The organism is Caballeronia sp. LZ065 (genome assembly GCF_031450975.1).
GTDB lineage: Bacteria > Pseudomonadota > Gammaproteobacteria > Burkholderiales > Burkholderiaceae > Caballeronia.
Window position 1 is genome coordinate 358,829 of the sequence record NZ_JARUXV010000004.1, and the last position, 17,469, is coordinate 376,297.

12 protein-coding genes are annotated in these 17,469 nt (G+C 66.1%); 1 reads left to right on the plus strand and 11 read right to left on the minus strand.

Features of this window, described 5'->3' with window-relative positions; all coding sequences use genetic code 11:
• Window positions 1-84 precede the first annotated feature (84 nt).
• The 8 genes from QCE63_RS28210 to QCE63_RS28245 form a co-directional block, all read right to left on the minus strand.
• Window positions 85-4,803, minus strand: coding sequence for a cellulose synthase subunit BcsC-related outer membrane protein (locus tag QCE63_RS28210; RefSeq protein WP_404990199.1), 4,719 nt, complete (start codon window positions 4,801-4,803; stop codon window positions 85-87).
• Window positions 4,797-5,966 carry a cellulose synthase complex periplasmic endoglucanase BcsZ gene (bcsZ, locus tag QCE63_RS28215; RefSeq protein WP_309837777.1) on the minus strand — a complete coding sequence of 390 codons (1,170 nt, stop codon included), beginning with the start codon at window positions 5,964-5,966 and terminating at the stop codon, window positions 4,797-4,799. The genes QCE63_RS28210 and bcsZ overlap by 7 nt, the downstream gene beginning before the upstream one ends.
• A 1-nt stretch (window position 5,967) precedes the next feature.
• Entirely contained in the window at window positions 5,968-8,487 is a 2,520-nt protein-coding gene (gene bcsB / locus QCE63_RS28220; RefSeq protein WP_309837779.1) for a cellulose biosynthesis cyclic di-GMP-binding regulatory protein BcsB, read from the minus strand.
• Window positions 8,487-10,703 (minus strand): UDP-forming cellulose synthase catalytic subunit, encoded by a 2,217-nt coding sequence (gene bcsA / locus QCE63_RS28225; protein ID WP_309837781.1) that lies wholly within the window; start codon window positions 10,701-10,703, stop codon window positions 8,487-8,489. Before bcsA ends, bcsB begins: the two co-directional genes overlap by 1 nt.
• Window positions 10,700-11,488 (minus strand): cellulose biosynthesis protein BcsQ, encoded by a 789-nt coding sequence (bcsQ, locus tag QCE63_RS28230; protein ID WP_309837782.1) that lies wholly within the window; start codon window positions 11,486-11,488, stop codon window positions 10,700-10,702. Before bcsQ ends, bcsA begins: the two co-directional genes overlap by 4 nt.
• Window positions 11,485-12,222: a cellulose biosynthesis protein BcsP gene (gene bcsP, locus QCE63_RS28235; RefSeq protein WP_309837783.1), complete on the minus strand. Its 738-nt coding sequence runs from the start codon at window positions 12,220-12,222 to the stop codon at window positions 11,485-11,487. Before bcsP ends, bcsQ begins: the two co-directional genes overlap by 4 nt.
• 120 nt (window positions 12,223-12,342) lie before the next feature.
• The gene (bcsD, locus tag QCE63_RS28240; protein ID WP_309837784.1) at window positions 12,343-12,798 is read right to left on the minus strand and encodes a cellulose biosynthesis protein BcsD; all 456 of its coding nucleotides are present in this window, start codon (window positions 12,796-12,798) and stop codon (window positions 12,343-12,345) included.
• A gap of 539 nt (window positions 12,799-13,337) precedes the next feature.
• Window positions 13,338-13,535, minus strand: coding sequence for a hypothetical protein (locus QCE63_RS28245; RefSeq protein WP_309837786.1), 198 nt, complete (start codon window positions 13,533-13,535; stop codon window positions 13,338-13,340).
• A gap of 441 nt (window positions 13,536-13,976) precedes the next feature.
• On the opposite strand from QCE63_RS28245, the gene QCE63_RS28250 reads away from it, so the two are divergent.
• Window positions 13,977-14,591 carry an NAD(P)-dependent oxidoreductase gene (locus QCE63_RS28250; protein WP_309837787.1) on the plus strand — a complete coding sequence of 205 codons (615 nt, stop codon included), beginning with the start codon at window positions 13,977-13,979 and terminating at the stop codon, window positions 14,589-14,591.
• A 32-nt stretch (window positions 14,592-14,623) separates the two neighbouring features.
• On the opposite strand, the gene QCE63_RS28255 is transcribed toward QCE63_RS28250, so the two are convergent.
• The 3 genes from QCE63_RS28255 to QCE63_RS28265 form a co-directional block, all read right to left on the minus strand.
• Entirely contained in the window at window positions 14,624-15,091 is a 468-nt protein-coding gene (locus QCE63_RS28255) for a DUF3331 domain-containing protein (protein WP_309837788.1), read from the minus strand.
• A gap of 255 nt (window positions 15,092-15,346) precedes the next feature.
• Window positions 15,347-16,183 (minus strand): ABC transporter permease, encoded by an 837-nt coding sequence (locus tag QCE63_RS28260; protein ID WP_309837789.1) that lies wholly within the window; start codon window positions 16,181-16,183, stop codon window positions 15,347-15,349.
• Window positions 16,184-16,196: 13 nt separating this feature from the next.
• Window positions 16,197-17,468, minus strand: a complete 1,272-nt coding sequence (locus QCE63_RS28265) for an ABC transporter permease (RefSeq protein WP_309837790.1) — start codon at window positions 17,466-17,468, stop codon at window positions 16,197-16,199.
• Window position 17,469 lies beyond the last annotated feature (1 nt).

A 17,469-nucleotide genomic window follows, 5' to 3' on the forward strand; every position in this document is an offset into this window, starting at 1 on the left:
CGCAGTCGAGACGGCGAGCTTGGAACCTGCGCGCTCGCGGCTTGCAGGAGGGTTGCGTGAACCCCTCCGCAAGCCGACAACGCCTTAGTTCGACAACGACAGGTACGGCGAGCTGAACGCCTGCGGCGGAAACACGGGCTGCACGCCGCCGCGATTCGAGAATGTATAGCGCACGTACACGGCCGCGAGCCACTCGCGATACTGATACGCGTTGCCGAACGAGGCCGTCGCGCCGACTGCCAGCTGCGGCGCGAGTTGGTACTCGCCGGTTGCGCTGAGCGAATAGGACACGCCGGTCTTGCTCTGGCCGGGATAGACGGCATTGGCGTCGGGCGTGGCGCCGGAGCCGGCGGCGCGCGCCTGGAACGTGCCGTTCGTCGGGAAATAATCCGACTCGTCCTGCCGGTAATGCTGCACGCCGATCGACCCCTTCAGGTCGTAGGTGAAGAGCCCTGTGCGCCCGGCATACTCGACCGGGAAGTTGAGAATCACATACTGCTGCGGGCTGAAATAGCCGCCCTGACCATAGGTGAAGTACGACAGGTTCTTGTCGTAGTGCATCAGCGTGGTGTTCGCGCCAATGGTCAGCGTCTGGTCCGCATCCTTGATGAGGCGCGTATAGATGCCGCCGCCGCCCTTCACCGCGGTGTTGGTGGCGACCTGCTTGCCGTCGAGGAACTGGTACGCGGCGTTGGCGTAGACGCCGTTGGTGCCGTCGTCCCAGCCGAAGTCGGCGCGGCCGCCCGTCGAGGTCACGCCGCCCCATTCGAGTCCCGCGCCCTGATCGCGGGCGCCGGCGTAGGAGAGCAGGCTGTCCGTGACCGCACGACGCGCGACGGCCAGCGAGTAGGAGACCTTGTCGGTGACGGCGTTTTGATATTGCACGCCGCCCACCACGTTGGTTTCGCGGAAGCCAAGCGGCGTGGTGCCCACATCGCCCTTCCAGTTGCGGTTTTCATACCCGATCGACAGGCCGACGCCCGTCGCCGTCTGCGAGCCGTAGTTGTTGGTCGGCGGCGTGGCGACGGCGCCCAGTCCGGAGCCGAAGCGCGCGAGCGTGTTCGCTTCGCTGCTCGCGGTGCCGGCGTCGAGCGTGACCGGCGTCGCGCGCACGATGACGTGGCCATTGCCCGCCTTGATGCGGCCTTCGATGGGCGCTTCGATGTCGGTCAGGTTGGACAGTCCGTCCTCGCCATCGCGATTGCGGAAGATGATGCCGCCCGACACCGTGCTCGCCTGCTCGCGGTTGATCTGCGCGAGTTCATCGGCGACGCTCGTAGTCTGCGAATTGGCGACGGGCGTGGGCATGCCGCCCGTGGACATCGTCGCGGCCGCGGCGGCGCGCTGCTGCTGCGTCTGGGCCGGATAGTACGGTTGGGCATAGCCCGCCGGCGGCTGCGGAATGTATTGCTGCTGCGCGTATTGCTGCGGCGGATAGTAGGGCTGCGGTGCGTAGGGTTGCTGCTGCTGCGGATAGGGCTGCTGCTGCGGCGCGCCATAGGCGTACGGATTCGCGGGACGCGCCGTCGCGGTTTTGCGGGTGGAGGTCGTCGCGGGGCGTTTCGTATGCGTGGTGCTCGCGACGGGCGGCGGCGCGTAGGCATTTGACTGCGCATCGCGCGCGCCGGGCGACATCGGCCACGGCGATGCATACGGATCCTGCTGTTGCGGATACGCCTGCTGTTGCGGGTAAGGCTGCTGCTGCGGATACGGCTGCTGCTGCGGATACGCCTGCTGTTGCGGATACGCCTGCTGTTGCGGGTAAGGCTGCTGTTGCGGATAAGGCTGCTGTTGCGGGTAAGGCTGCTGTTGCGGATACGCCTGCTGTTGCGGATACGGCTGATACGCCGGCTGCTGTTGATACGGCTGCGCCTGATAAGCCGGCTGCGCGTAACCGCCCGACGCACCCCCATCCTGTCCCGGATAGGGCTGAAGCGGACCGCCCGACTGTCCTGAACCGGACATGTCGGGACCATAGCCGCCGCTCGTCACCTGACGCGGCACGCCTTGCTGCATCGGCGCGGGCGCGGCGGAAGGCGCCAGATACGGCGTGGAATACGTAGCGGGCTGGGGAGGCGGCAGATAGGTCGGCACGGGCTGCGAGTAACTCTGAGGAATGGCCTGGCGATACGACGCGCCGGACGCCAGCGCCGGATTCGACGCTGTATCGACCGCGGTCTTGCCTTCGAACGGATTGGTGCCGGGCAGCGGATTCGAGCCGATGCGGCTCAGCGCGCTTTCCCAGCCCGGCGGAACGTTGCCGCGCGCCTGGGCGGGCGCGGCGGCCTGCATCGGCGGCGTGTTGGCGGCGATGAGCGAGCGCTGCAGGAACTGCGCGGCCAGATCGAGCTTGCCCTGCGCGCGATACATCCGGCCAATCGACGCCAGCACGCCCGGGTCGTTCGGCGCGGCCTGATACGCCTGATTTGCGTAGGTCTCGGCCAGCCGGAAGTCGCGCACGTTGCTCGCGGCGGCCATCGCGGCGGTCTGCAGCGCAAGGTCGTCGGGGCGCCGCGTGAGTGCCTTCTGAAAGCACGTCAGCGCACTGCGGTCGTCGCCCGCCGACGTGTACATGCGGCCGAGCGCGGCCTGCAGATCGGCGTTGTCGGGCATCGCGGCGAGCCACGGCGAGATGACGTCGTAGGCGCTCGCGAGATTGCCCTGTCTGCGCACCTCGTCCGCACGCGCGACGACGATGCCCACATTCAGATTGTTGAAGTCGGTGCGTTGCTGCGTCGTGAGCGACATCGACTGGAGGCGGCGCATCACGGAACCGAGTTCGGCGGTCTGCTGCGTCGCCGAGAGAATGCCCGCGTATTGCAGGAGCAGCCCGGTGTCGTTCGGCGCCTGGGCAATCGCGCCGCGCACCAGCGCCAGCGCGCGTGCCGGATCGCCGGCCTTCACATACGCCGTGGCGATCGCGCCCGTCAGCTCAGCGTTGCCGGCCGCGACCGGCGCGGCACGGCTCAGGATCGCAAAGGCCTGTTGCCGTTGTCCGGCGGCGGCCGCCTGCGTCGCGAGCTCCGTCTGCTGCTGTACCCACAGTCGATGCTGGAGTGCGGTCATCGCGGGCGTTCGCTGGGCCGCCGGAATGCGTTCGAGTTGTCCGAGGCCGGTCGCCCAGTCTTGCGTCTCGGCGGACAGCAGCGCGCTCGCGTAGAGCGCGTCGGTCATGTCCGGATGCGTGGCGAGCAGGCCGTCCATCATGCTGCGCGCGTTGCCCACCGCGCCCTGACGCACGTAGATGCGCGCCAGGTCGAGGCGCAGCCAGGGATCGTCGGGATTGTTGAGCAGCGCGTCTTCGAACAGGCTGCGCGCCGCGCCGAGATCGCCGCGTGCTTCGGCCGCGCGCGCCTGCGCGGCTTGCGCCTCGCCGCGCAGCTTGTTGATGCCGCCGGCCTTGGCTTGCTGTTCGGTGTTGAGGCGATTGGCGAATTCGAGGGCCTCGTCGCCGCGTCCCTGCGCGGCCAGCGCGCCGACGAGCCCGCGGATCGCGTCCGGATTGTCGGCCTGACGGCGCAGCGCCATCCGATACGCCTGCTCCGCGCCGCGCGGATCGTTGTTCGAAAGCAGCATCTCGCCGAGCAGCACCTGGGCAGTGACATCGGACGGATTGACGGCGATCGCGCGTTCGAACAACGCCTTCGCCTGTGCGATCTGCCCGTTGCTGCGCGCGCCGATGGCGTCGCTCGTGTAGGACCAGTATGTGGCGCTCGTGAGTGCGTCTTTCCAGCGCGCCGGATTGCCGGTCCGCGACGCGCGTTCGAGATCGTTGCGCGCCTCGGTGAAGTGCTCCTGCTTGAGCGCCGCGATGCCCATGCCGCCGAGCGCGTCGGCGTCGTTCGGGTTGCTCGCGAGCACCGACGAGAAGCGTGTGCGCGCCGTCACGAGATCGCCGCGATCCAGCGCCGCGAAACCTTCGCCGACAGTGCGTCCGCGCGTATCGACAGCCGTGCCCGCCTGCGCGCGATCCTGCGCCGCGCGGTCCTGCTGCACCATCGAATCGAAGCGCGCCTTCACGGCGGCGTCGTCGGGCGAGGTCTGCAGATAGGCCTGATACAACGGCGCATCCGATGCGCGCGCCCCGAGCCACAGCAACGCCTGACGCCAGCTCTTCTTCGCGTCGGCGCCGACAGCGCTGTCGCTGGCAAGCTTTGCGAGCCGCGCGATGCCGTCGCGCCGCGTCGAGTCGCGGTAGGTCAGATGCTGCGCGTAGGCGAGTTGGTAACGCGGCTCATCGGGATTGTCGCGCGCGAGCTGTTCGAGTCCGCGACGCGCTTCGTCCCAGCCTTGCGGCGTGGCGGCGAGCGCCTGGTAATACTCGAGCTGCAACTGCGGCGTCGACGGCTTGCCGTCGATCGCGCGGCGGTATTCCTGCACCGCCGACGCGCTTTGCCCGCTCTGCGCGAGACGGCGGGCGTCGTTGACGGTCTGGTCGCGCGAACTGGTTTCGCCGAGCCGGCGGCCGAGTTCGTCGAGGTTCGGATAGTTCGGCGCGACCTGACGCAACTGCGCGAGATACTGCTGCGCGCCGCTGCCGTCCTTGCGGTCGGCGAGCACCATGCCCATGCCGAACAGCGCATCGGGCTGCTTCGGGTTGATGCGCAGCACCTTCTGCCACGCCTGCTCGGCGAGATCGCCGCGCTTGTGCGCCTGCCAGTACTTGCCTTGATCGACCAGTACGGTCAGCGGATCGGCGCTGGCCTGGGCGAGGGCGAACATCGGCGCGCCGGCCGCGATGGCCGCCGCGATATGCATTGCGAGAGTCCGCTTCATTGCGTGTTTCCTGACCCGGATCAGCATGCGCTTCTCCAGTTCGGCACCAGACGGCCGGTTTCATCGAAGCGATAGCGTCCTTCGACGAAACCGCCGCCGAACAGGCCCAGCACGCGGTCGTAGTAGGCCGGTTCGCGTCCCGCGACAGCCGGCGCCGTCAGCGCTTCGAGATGTGCGCGGGCGAGGCCCAGGCCGTGCTCGTCGTTCAGTGCCTTGAAGTAGGGCGCCAGCGCGCCCCAGTAAGAGAGCGGGCCTTCGCCGCTCGCCGCGCCGTTCAAGGTGGAGACCTTCTCCGGCGGGAAGCCGTTTTGCGCGACGCTCTGGCGCATGCCGCCGAGCGCGTCGAGCCACGGGCGCGCGAGCGGGTCACGGCTCGCCGTCATGCCGGCCCACAGATACACGCGGATGGCATCATAGCTGCCGACATCGCCGTTCTTCGGATCGACGGCGAACTGGCCGTTCTGATACGCCGCCCAGTCCGGCGCGTAGCCGCGCGGCGCGGTGATGCGGATCATCATCGCGGCGTTCTGCGCGAGCTTCGTCCATGGACCGTCGGGCATCTCGTGCGCCAGCGCGCGCAGCAGCGGCAACGGCAGATAACTCGGATTCAGACGCGTCACGTCGCCGTTGCGAAAACCGTGCGGGCCGGGCAGGAGCATCGGTCCGAGGCCCGGGAGATCGGCGATTTCCTGCTTCACGATCTGCGTCGCCAGCGCGTAGGCGAGTTTCGTGTACGCCGGTTCTTTCCATAGCCGGCCGGCCTGGAACAGGTCGTAGGCGATCCACAGGTCCGAATCCGAGGCCGAGTTCGGGTCCAGCACGCCGAACGAACCATCCGGTTTCCTGCCCCATTGCCAGGCGGGCAAGCGGACGTTGGCGGCATCGAACTGATTGCCCGAGAGGTTCGTGCGGGTCCAGCCGAGCAAGCGCTCGAAGGTGGCGCGGTCGTTCGCCACGAGTGCGAAGAACAGGCCGTAGGACTGCCCTTCGGAGGTGGTCTGCTGCACTTCGGTCGAACGGTCGATCACGCGGCCATCGGCCTGCACCGCGCGCTCGACGAATTGCCGGTACGCCGGCCAGTCGCATTGCTGTGCGGCTTGCGGAGACTGGGCGCGGGCGGCGCCGGCCGCGCCCGCGCTGGCGGCGGCAACGAACGCGCCGGCCACGACGCTTGCGGTGAATGGCCGCATGTCAGTCCCTCAGGCGCCGCGCGGCGAGTGAACGCAGCGCGCGATAGAACAGGGCGGCGATGATCAGCGCGGCGAGCACGCCGCCGAGCACCAGCAACACCGGATGCGACGAGAGCGCCCAGCGCATGTAATGCATCGGCGACAGATGACCGACGTAATACGCTTCGCCGTTCGAAGTCACGGTCACGGTGCGTCCGTGGATGACGGCCATCGCGCCCTGGATGGACGGCAGCAGGTCGTTGTCGAGCAGGGCGGCGGAGAGATCGGCATCCGACTGTCCCGCCGCGCTGATCAGCGCCACCGCGCTGCGTCCGCTCTTCAGCGGCGATTCGAAGCCGGTGAGCAAGGCGTCGCCGTTCGAGCTGACGAGCGAGAGATCCGCGCGCGCTGGCGAACGTTCCGGACCATGCTCGCCATGCCACCAGTCGACCAGCTTGAATGCGACATCGGTGAGCTGGAAGGTGTGCGTGTCGCCATCGCTGGAGAACGGCATCTGCTTGGCCCAGCGCTGCAACAACGGCTGACGGCCCGGCGCGCCGAGGATCAGCAGATCCTTGTCGGCGAAGCGGTCGACATCGTTGGCGCTGGTCACGGTGACGCCGGTCACCGGGTAGCCCGTCGAGGTGCCCATGCGACCCATTTCAAGCAGATACAGGCTGTAGTCGGCCGAGTTCGGGTCGTTCGGCAGGACCACCGCCGTCTGCGACAGATCGGCCATGCGGGTGAACGGGAAGTCGCCGTTGGCGAACGCGGCCAGATCGGGCAGCGCCATATAGTGCGGGAAGCCCGACAGGTCGATGGTCGAGTTCGGGTCCACCGCCCCGACCACGTTGTCGAGCACGCGGCCCTGGCATTCGCCGGTCTTCGGGATGTCGTAGTAGAAGTGCAGGCGCAACTGCGCGCGCGGAGTCAGCAGCAGCGGCGGAATGTAGATCTCGCGACGCGCCGACACGGTCTTGTCCGGCAGCACGCGGCTGAAGTAGTGACCAAGGTCGAAGGTCGAGGCGGAGACGGCCGGGATGCGCAGGGACTGCACGAAGCCGTCGTTGACGCTGATGTTCAGCGAGGAACGATCCGGCGCGGGCCGCACCGTGTAGCGGTAGCCGAGATCGATCGGCACGCCCTTGGTCTGCCACATGAAGAGATCGGGCGGCACGCGCAGGTTGACGCGCACGGCATCGGCGTCGTAGCCGCGGGCGGTCAGCTCGCGCGCTTCCGCGAGCTCGCCGAAGCGCACCGGGCGATCCGTCGCCAGCCAGTTCGGCGCGTCGTAGGGGCGGCGCGGTTGCAGGTCGCTGAGCTGCGTGATCGTCGCGCTCGTGCCGGTCAGCGTGTTCTGGCCGATGCCCAGCGCCTTCGCGGCGGTCTTCAGCTCGTTCTCGTCGCGGCCCTGGATCAGCAGGATGCGGCCGCGCGCGTTGGCATCGCGCTCGACGACGGAAATCGTCGGGCCCGACACCGCCGGAATGTCGACGCCCGCCACCTTGGCGTCGCCGACGGCGAACACCACGGCATTGCCCGAGAGCGGCACGTTGTCGGTCTGGGCCGGGAACATCGCGCCGCGATAGCCCGCGAGCGAGCCGAAATACGACGCCACCATGCCGGCCGCTTCGAGCGTCGGCAGGCTCGGCTTGCCGGCGAACACGAACGGCAGTTCGAGACGGCGCACGTCGCGGCGGTCGAAGAACGGATTCGGCAGCGCGGCGAGGTCGGGCTTGTTCGCGATCGACGCGTAAGTGAGGTCCAGCGAGCTCGAATTGCTGACGGTGGCCCACAGCGTCGAATTCGACGGATCCTCGCACTGTTGCGTGTAATGGCCGATCAGCTGGACGTTCAGATGGTTGAACTCGGTGATGAAGCGCGGGTCGACGGCCACGTCGCGCGCCACCAGCACGCCCGCCTGGTCGCGCGGCACCGGCAGCGTCGCGGCCACTTCGCCGTTGATCAGGACCTTCAGTTGCGAGATCGACGGCAGCAGCGACGGCGAGTAGCTGTAGATCAGATGCAGGATCGCGCCCGTCACGACTTCGTCGCCACGCACCGAAAAGGCAATGCCGTTCTGGCCATCGGTGCCACGCAGTTGCAGCGGATCGAGCGCGCCGTAATCGGCGAAGGTCAGCGTCTGACGGCGGCCTCCGGGAACGAGCGTGCCGGGATCGGCGGTGGTCGGAATGCGCGAGGTCAGCGGCTTCTCGGGCTTGCCGGAGAACGCGGGCACGGGCATCGCGAGCGCGGGCTGCTGGATTGAAGCTGGGTTGTACACGGCCGCCGGGCTCGGCGCAGGGACGGCGCCAGCGCCGGTCGCCTGCGGCGCTGGCGCGGACGGAGCAGCCGTGGCGGAGGCCGGGGCCGCAGCAGCGGTCGCGGTCGCTGCCGCCGCGATGGACGCAAGCGGCCCGGCGAATGCGGTCTGCAAGGCCGCGAAGACGGCCAGCGCGCGCACCAGAGGTCTTTCGCAAAAACGCGGCGCGCGCCCGCCCGTTCCGGATTCAACGTGCAACTTCGACATACCCATGCCCATTATTGGTCTTTGGTTTTCAGCTTCTTCACGTCGACCGGGCGCTTGTTCATCCAGGTACGAAGGTCGCTGTACAAGTGCTCGAACAGTCCGGCGATACCGCGCGTGCCTACCAGCAGCACATGCGACAGGCCGCGCAGCGGCGTATCCGGGCGGCGTCCCTCGGACCAGCCGGTCCAGGCGTCCGCGCGCGCGAAAGTGGTTTTCACGAAGTCATATTCCTGCTCGCGCGTGAGCTGCCCGAAACGCAGGCCGACGCGGCCCGGCTCGGTATAGCCGACGCTCGCCGGGAACGCGTATTCCTCGTCGCCGCGGAACAGCGAGACGGTCACGCGTTCGTGCATCGGCACTTCGATCTTGCTCGGCAGCGCGACGCCGACGCCGCCTTCCGAATAGTCGATCGTCTCGCAGGCCAGCGTCCGGCCAGTGGAGAACTTGAGCATCACGGGCATCTTCATGGTCACGCGATGGGTCGCGCGCACTTGCCGCCGCTCGCTCGCCGCCGCCACCGACGCGCCCAGGATCAGCATGTTGTAGACGGTCCAGCAGAGGTTGAGGATGGTCGTGTTCACCTCGCTGCGGATCTGCCAGTACATGACGATATGCACGATGCCCGCGATGAAGCCGAGCAGGTTCAGCAGCAGCAGGAACAGATAGGGCCGCGAGATGGACCAGTCGAAGTAATCCTTGGCGATCTGGCCGCCCTTGGCCGTCACGTTGAACTTGCCGAGCTTCGGGTTGATGACGGCGAGCAACGTGGGCGCGGTGATGTAGGACGCCAGCACCGACTCGTAGACCTCGGCCCAGAACGAATGGCGGAAGCTGCGCTGCATGCGCGAATTGGTGATGCTCGCGTGCATCATGTGCGGCAGCGCGAAGATCGCGATGGTGCTCGCCGCGGCCTCGATCACGTGCGCCCCGAAGAACAGGTACGACAGCGGCGCGGTGAGGAACACCAGACGCGGCACGCCGTAGAAGAAGTGCAGCATGCCGTTCAGATAGCAGAGCCGCTGGCCGAGCTTCAGCCCCTTGCCGGTCAGCGGATTGTCGATCCGGAAGATCTGTGTCATGCCGCGCGCCCAGCGGATGCGCTGCCCGATATGGCCGGAGAGACTTTCCGTCGCGAGACCCGCGGCCTGCGGAATCGCGAGATAGGCGGTGGTGTAGCCGAGACGGTGCAGCTTCAGCGCCGTGTGCGCGTCTTCGGTCACGGTCTCGACCGCAATGCCGCCGATTTCCTCGACCATCGAGCGGCGCAGCACCGCGCACGAACCGCAGAAGAAAGTGGCGTTCCACAGGTCGTTGCCGTCCTGCACGAGGCCGTAGAACAGTTCGCCCTCGTTCGGCACCTTGCGGAACGTGCCGAGATTGCGTTCGAACGGATCGGGCGAGAAGAAATGGTGCGGCGTCTGCAGCATCGACAGCAGCTTGTCGCGCAGGAACCAGCCGAGGCAGATCTGCAGGAAGGAGCGCGTGGGAATGTGGTCGCAGTCGAAGATCGCGAGGAATTCGCCCTTCGTGATCTTCAGCGCCTCATTGATGTTGCCCGCCTTCGCGTGCCGGTTGTGCGTGCGGATCGTCCAGTTGACGCCCACTTCCTCGCAGAAGGTCTTGAATTCGGGACGGCGGCCGTCGTCGAGCACGTGGATCGCAAGCTTGTCGCGCGGATAGTCGAGCGCGAGCGCCGCGTAGATGGTCGGCTTCACCACCGACAGCGGCTCGTTGTACGTGGGGATGAGGACGTCGACGGTGGGCCAGTCGGCGCGGTCGGCGGGCAGTGGCAAGGGCTTGCGCTTGAGCGGCCAGGCCGTCTGGAAGTAGCCGAGCAGCAGCACCAGCGTCGCGTAGACTTCCGCGGCCACCAGGAGCAGGCCCCAGGCTGCGTCGAGCGGACGCTCCCAGTAGGTCGTCTCGGTCAGGCGCCAGAACATGTAGCGGCCCGACGCGATGATCGACAGCATGATCATCACGAGTGTTGCGTACTGACCTTGCAGACGGCGGAAACCCAGCGCGCAGACGAAGCAGACGCTCGCGAAGGCGAGCTGCTGGCCAAACACCAGCGGCACCGTGACCACGAAGTACAGCGCGCACAATGCGAACGCCGTAAGCAGGGTCACGAGAATGCGGCTGCCCCAGATGCGCGCATCGACGATGCGTTCAAGGCGCGAGGTCGGCACGCTCACTTCCGTTTCCGGCGACGGGATCTTGGCGGAGCTCATGCAAGTTTCCTCGCCGAAGCGGGCAGCGCATCGATCGCGGCGAGCAACCATTCGCCGCACGCGCGGAGATCGGCGGCGGCCTGCGACAGCGGATCGTAGTGGATCAGCGTGGTGTCGCACGCGAGCGATTCGGAGACGCCTTCGTCCAGATGGATGACACCCGGGAACAGCTTCGTGCCGAGCATGTTGCGCAGGACCTTCAGCACGTCCTTGCTCAACTGGCGCGATTGGTCGACCTGGTTCACGACATAGCCCTGGCCCGCGAAGTTCTGGCGCGGCGCGGCGTAGGCGTCGACCATGCGCTCCATGCCGGGGATCGCGGCGTACGACGCGGCGTCGGCCAGCACGACATTCAGCGCGAAATGCGCCGCCGTGAGCGCCGTGCGCGTGTAGACGGACGAACCCGGCGGGGTGTCGACGATCACGATGTCGTTGGCATCGAGCGCCAGTGAATCGAGCGCGTGCGCGAGCCAGGCGGGATCGGCGTCGACGAGCGCCTCGAAGCGCCGGCGATCGTCCTCGAGCAGCGCGCCGTAGGGCAGCACGGTAACGCCGTCGATGCCGTCGAACATCACGGTCTGCCAGGGATCGCCGGCGAGCGTGGCGCGCGAGAGGCCGTCGATGCTGTCGAGCGGAATGCCGAAGTGCAGGCGCAGCGCGTTTTGCGGATCGAGATCGAGCACGATCACGCGGCGGTTGCGGGCGGCGAGCACCGAAGCGAGATTGGCGGCGAGCGTCGTCTTGCCGACTCCGCCTTTCGCGGAAACTACCGTGATGACTTTCATGACCGTGAGAGGCGGCTCGTGCGAGAGGCGGCGGGTTGGGTGGTCGCGGATTCGCCGCTGTGGCGCAGGCGGTCGAACATCGACTGGAGCGAGTTCGCGGGCGCGCCCGGCGCGGGCGGCGTCTGCGGCTTGAACAGCTTGCCGAGAATGGAGGGCGCTTCGGCGTCGGGGGCCGGCTGGACGCGCGGCGGTTCTACGGGCGTTGCGGCTGGCGTTGCGACTGGGGCGGCGGGCGCGGCGCGGCGCGCGAGGACGCTCGAACCGAACGTGGCTGCAGGGCGAGGTTCTGCTGCCTGCACAGGCGCCTGGACCGGCGGAATGCTGACAACGGGAATGGCGGCCGGCGCCACATTCGGTTCGGATGCCGTCGCAGCCGGATCGGCGAGTGCCGAAAAACGCAGCGCGCTCAGCGATTGCGCCGCGGGCGCATCGACCGGCGGAATCGTGCGGCGATGCGGCCGCGTGAATAACTGCGGCCGGCCGCGATGGATCGGTGTCGGCCGTGCGGCGGGTTCCATGGCGGGTTCGCTGCCTGCGGCGCCAGACGTTCCGGCCTGGCTATCGCGGCGCGGCGCGATTTCAGGAATGGCCGGCTGCGCGAAGTCCAGCGTCGCGAGCAACGGCCAGCGGGTACGGGCGGACTTGGCCTCGTTCTCCCGACCGATCTCCTGATAGTCGCCTGCATTGCCGCCGAAATGATCAAACAGCTTCTCGATGTCGCGCGAAGTATTCATGATGCCGCTTCCTCGTCCGTGCCTTCCCTGCCTGGCCGTTTCAACTTGTTTGCGCCGCCTGACCGACAGGCGGCTGGAGCCGCCGCGTCGAGGCGGCGGTCGATGATTCCGGGGTGTTCGTCAAACCACCGTGCGCGCGAGCCTGAACTCGATGGCAGTGTCATCGCCGAATTCGCTCGCCTGGCGGACCGCGAGGCCTTGCGCGCCGAGCGTGGCGAGCCACTGCTGGTATGCGCCTTCCAGAAACGCGGGCGTCCACGCGAGCGCGCGTTCGCCGAAGGCCGGCAGCGGCGCGCAGTAATGAACGATGCTCAGGTGATCGCGCTCGTCGGCGAGTTCGACGAAGCCCCAGTCGGCGTCGCGCCAGTGCGCGTTGAGCGCCTCTGCCAGCTCGGCTGTCGAATGACAGGGCGGCAGCGGCCGTGCGTCGGCGAAGCGGCTGCCGACGCGCTGCATCAGCTGACGCAGCTCGGTGCGTCCGATTTGCGCCTCGAATTCATCGGCGAGCGCGGACAGAAGCCCGCGCCATTGGCGAGAGGTGTGGCTGTCCAGCAGGTGTTCGAAAATAGCGGCCATGTGTAGTCGGCTGGGCGCACGCGCGCCACGTGATTAGTCGTGTTTTACGTCTTTGGCGGACATCTCTTGACCGAGAGCATTGATCCGGACGGCTGTCCAGGCGCGAGTACACGTCTGAACGTATCTCAACGCTGATTTTTTCGCCAGTAGAAACACTAACAGGAGATTTTTTTGGCGAATTGACCAATTAAGACGCAACAGGCCGTCCAGTTTGGACATTTGACCCGCGCTGACCTGAACGGAAATTCGACAAACAACGCGCACTTTTTGACGTGCACCCGCAAAAGCGGCGGCAGTGTACCACTCCGTTAATTCAGCGCTGAGGGGCTTCGCGGTGCTTCATACGGATTGACTTTTGCCTTCACCGCCTGGCGCGGAGGTTGGCTGGTCGACGGCGGAAATTTCACCCGATTTTTGCGTGCCGATCTGCAACAGAGTGATTTGTATGAGCAAAATGCGTTGCGGTCAGACCGCGCGCATCCCGACTGCCCAAAAAAAAAGCGCCCCGACAGGGACGCTTCAGATGGGTTTCGCGACGCTTACAGGTTCGCGCGGACGGCGTCCCTGACGGCGTCCATCACAATGCCGTAATTGAGCGGGATGTCCAGGGAGTCGGAGTAGCCGGAATCTTCGGCGGACTCCTTGGGGACGGCGCGGGCCTGAATCGGCTCGAAGCCGGATTCGCCTGCCGGATTTTCGCGTCCTTCGATGGCACCCTGCAATTGCGGATTCTTCACGATTAACTCCTTCCGGTAATGGAGCGGCGAGGAACTGCAATATAAACCAACGCGATGACAATTTGGCGACTGCCGTATCGGAAACTCGGTCTGAAACCGCTGCGTGCAGCGCGCCGGTATCGCCACGAGGCACATTTCAGACAGAGCACAGGGCTTTCCAGTTTAACGGCGTGACGCGCCAGGAATGGCGCTTACGCATTATGAAGAGTGCCCGGCGGTATCTCTTGAGGATAGGAAATTCGGCCCGAAATTTGCATAAACACGCTCCGTCATGTAAATGCTGAAAACGTGGTACGAATGCGTTGATTCTTATTTTTCAGAAGCGGGCACAATAAAGGCTAACCCAAACGGCTTGGACGTCATGCTTTATTTCCTCTTATCATGCAGCGAGCACTTGTATGTGTTCGGGGCGAATGCCCTCGAAAAAAGGAGTCGATGGCAATGAGCATAATCGCAATTATCGGAGCAACGGGGAACGTGGGCAGCCGTCTGCTCGACGAATCATTGCGGCGTGGGCACACGGTCACCGCGCTCGCCCGCGATACGTCGGGCGTCGAGGCACGATCCGGCGTGACCGCCCGAAACGTCGACGCGCTCGAAGCCGACGCACTCTCCAGCGCTGTCAGCGGGCACGATGCAGTCTTCAGCTCGGTGCCGTTCGGCAAGGTATCGGCGGAGGCGATCGTGGAGCCGGTGAAGCGTGCGGACGTGCGCCGTCTGCTCGTGGTGGGCGGCGCGGGAAGCCTGTATGCGGCGCCCGGTCAACGCGTGCTCGATGCGCCGGATTTCCCCGCCGACTGGAAACCCGAGGCGACGGCAGGCGCCGCGTTCCTCGACACGTTGCGCCGCCAGCGCGACATCGACTGGACCTTTATTTCACCGTCGGCCGAGTTCGTTCCGGGCGCGCGCACGCAGCGATACCGGCTCGGCGTGGACGAGTTGCTGGTCGACAGCAACGGCCGCAGCTGGATCACGTTCGACGACTACGCCATCGCTTTTCTCGACGAGTTCGAAGCGCACGCGCACATCAAGCAGCGCATCACGGTCGGATACTAAGTCGGACCCCCGGTCGCGACGGCACGGTACGCCTAGCCGTGCATGTCGACTTCGACTTCCTCGCTGTTCGCAGGCATCGCGGCCGCGAGGATCATCGCGGCCGCGTTCTGCGGCTTCGGATCGCGCTGCGAAGGCCGATACACCTGATCCCCGCGATGAACCGGCATTCCCGACAGCGAGCACACGCCTTCACTCGTCGCAGTCGTGGCGCGCCAGCCCTGATAGCCGTAATGGCAGGTGCCGGGATCGGACCAGTAGACGAGCGCCGTCGCGCTGCTCGGACGTTCGATCACCCGAACGATGGCCTGCGGATACGGCAGTCCGTGATCCACGTGTTGCGGATGCGTGCGGTTCCAGTCGCGAGTAAGACGCTCGAGAAACGAACTTTCGACGCGCGCGGATTTCTGAGATGGCGCGGTGCGGGCGACGTCCGCAGGCGCCGCCTCGAGCAGGTGAACCGTCTGTGACCACGGGTCCGCCCTTTTCGAAAAAGCTGTCATGGCAATGTTCCAGGCTTTGACTCGACCTAGAACGTACGTCATTAAGCATATTCCGATAAAGGCCGCATCAGTGAATACACTATCCCGTCGATGCGAATAATCGAACGGTGGTGTGAAAAAGCCTTGTGCGACAGGACTTTACGTGAATTCTGAGCATCCTTGTCCTGCATCAACAATGCCAGGAAGAAGCATTTTGTAAGCTTGAAAGTCTGAATGTCGGACGAGAAAGCCCGCCGGCAGCGGGTCCCGCCCGTCTCAAGCAACAGCCCGCGCCGCGGCACGCCCGCGCAACCATTCCAGCGCCAGCAGCAGGCTGGTCGAGAACACGATGAGGATCGTGGCGAGCGCCGCGATGGTCGGGCTGATGTTCTCGCGGATGCCGGTGAACATCTGTCGCGGCAACGTGGTCTGGTCGGCGCCGGCGAGAAATAGCGTGACGACGACTTCATCGAACGAGGTTGCGAAGGCGAACAGCGCGCCGGAGATCACGCCCGGCGCAATGACCGGCAGCGTCACCTTGAAGAAGGTGCGCAGCGGGCCGGCGCCCAGCGACTGACTCGCGCGCACGAGGTTGTGGTTGAAGTTCTGCAGCGTCGCGCCGACCGTCGTCACGACGAACGGCACGCCCAAGGCTGCGTGCGCGAGGATCAGCCCAAAGTATGTGTTCGCGATGCCGAGCGGCGCAAAGAACAGATACATGCCGACGCCCACGACGATCACCGGCACAATCATCGGCGAGATCAGCACGGCCATCAGCAGGCTCTTGCCGAGGAAGTTCGCCTTGGTCAGCCCGACCGCGGCGAGCGTGCCGAGAATGGTGGCCACCAGCGTCGCCGAGGGCGCCACGATAAAGCTGTTCTTTGCCGCCATGCGCCACTCGTCGGACATGACGAGGTTGTGATACCAGCGCATTGACCAGCCGGGAATCGGATAGACGAGGAAGGTGCTCGACGAGAACGACAGCGGCACGATGGCGAGCACCGGCAGGATCAGATACAGCAGCGTCAGCACGCAGAGGATGCGCAACGCGAAGTACCAGACGCGTTCGATGGCGGACGTGTGCGGCGCGAACATCGGTTTGGCGAGTTTCATGTGGCGTTCCCAGTCAGCCCAGGCTCACGTTCGAGCGCGTGAAGCGGCCGTAGACGACATAGAGCAGCAGCGTCGCGGCGAGCAGCAGTGCGCCGAGCGCGCACGCCATGCCCCAGTTGATCGTCACGTTGGTGAAGTAGGCGATGTAGTAGCTGACCATCTGGTCATTCGGTCCGCCGAGCAGGGCCGGCGTGATGTAGTAGCCGATCGCCAGAATGAACGTGAGCAGCACGCCCGCGCCGATGCCCGGATACGTCTGCGGCACGTACACGCGCCAGAAGGCCGCGAACGGATGACTGCCCAGCGATACCGCCGCGCGCTGGTAAGTCGGCGGCACCGACTTCATCACGCTGTAGAGCGGCAGGATCATGAACGGCAGCAGGATGTGCGTCATCGAGATATACACGCCGACACGGTTGAACAGCAGTTCGAGCGGCGAGCCGATCAGGCCGCTGCCGAGCAACGCCTTGTTCACCAGGCCCTCGCTCTGCAACAGCACGATCCACGCGGCCACGCGCACCAGCACGGAGGTCCAGAACGGGATCAGCACGAGCACCATGACGAGGTTCGCGCGACGGGCGGGGAGCGTCGAGATCCAGTAGGCGAGCGGATAGCCGAGCAGCAGCGCGAACAGCGTCACCCCGACGCCGATCACGAAGGTGCGCGAGAAGATGTTGAGATAGATGGACTGGTCGGGACCGGCATGGACGAGGTTGCCGAAGCCGTCTTGCTTGTGATCGAGCGATGCGAGCACGTAGAACGGCGAATAGCGTCCGGCGTTCTTCGCGATGGCCTGCCAGTACGCGGGATCGTTCCAGCGCTCGTCGAGCTCGACGATCTTCTCCTTGATCTGCGGCGCGGCGAGCGGCTTGCTGTCGTCGCCGGTGAGCGGCATGGCGCGCGCGGTCTTGGCGACCAGCGAGCGATAGCCCGGAATTTCGGTGTTGAGGCGGCGCGCCAGCGCGCCCATCGAATCGCCTTCCTGGATGGCCGTCAGATCCTGCGCGAGCGTGGCATAGGCTTCGTCCGGAGGCGCCGTCTTGCGGTCCCAGTTCTTGAGCGCGGCGCCCGTGTGCGGCAGCGCATTCGCGACTTCCGGATTCTCGATCGCGCGCGTGAGCAACGCGGCGATCGGCACCACGAAAATCAGAAACAGGAAGATGGCGAGCGGCGCGATGAGCGCGAGGGCCATCGCGCGCTTCTTCGCGTCGGCGATCTTCAGTTCGCGTTTCAGACGCGCGCTCGATTCATGCGCGTCTTCCGCCGGGATCGTCATGGTTTGCACG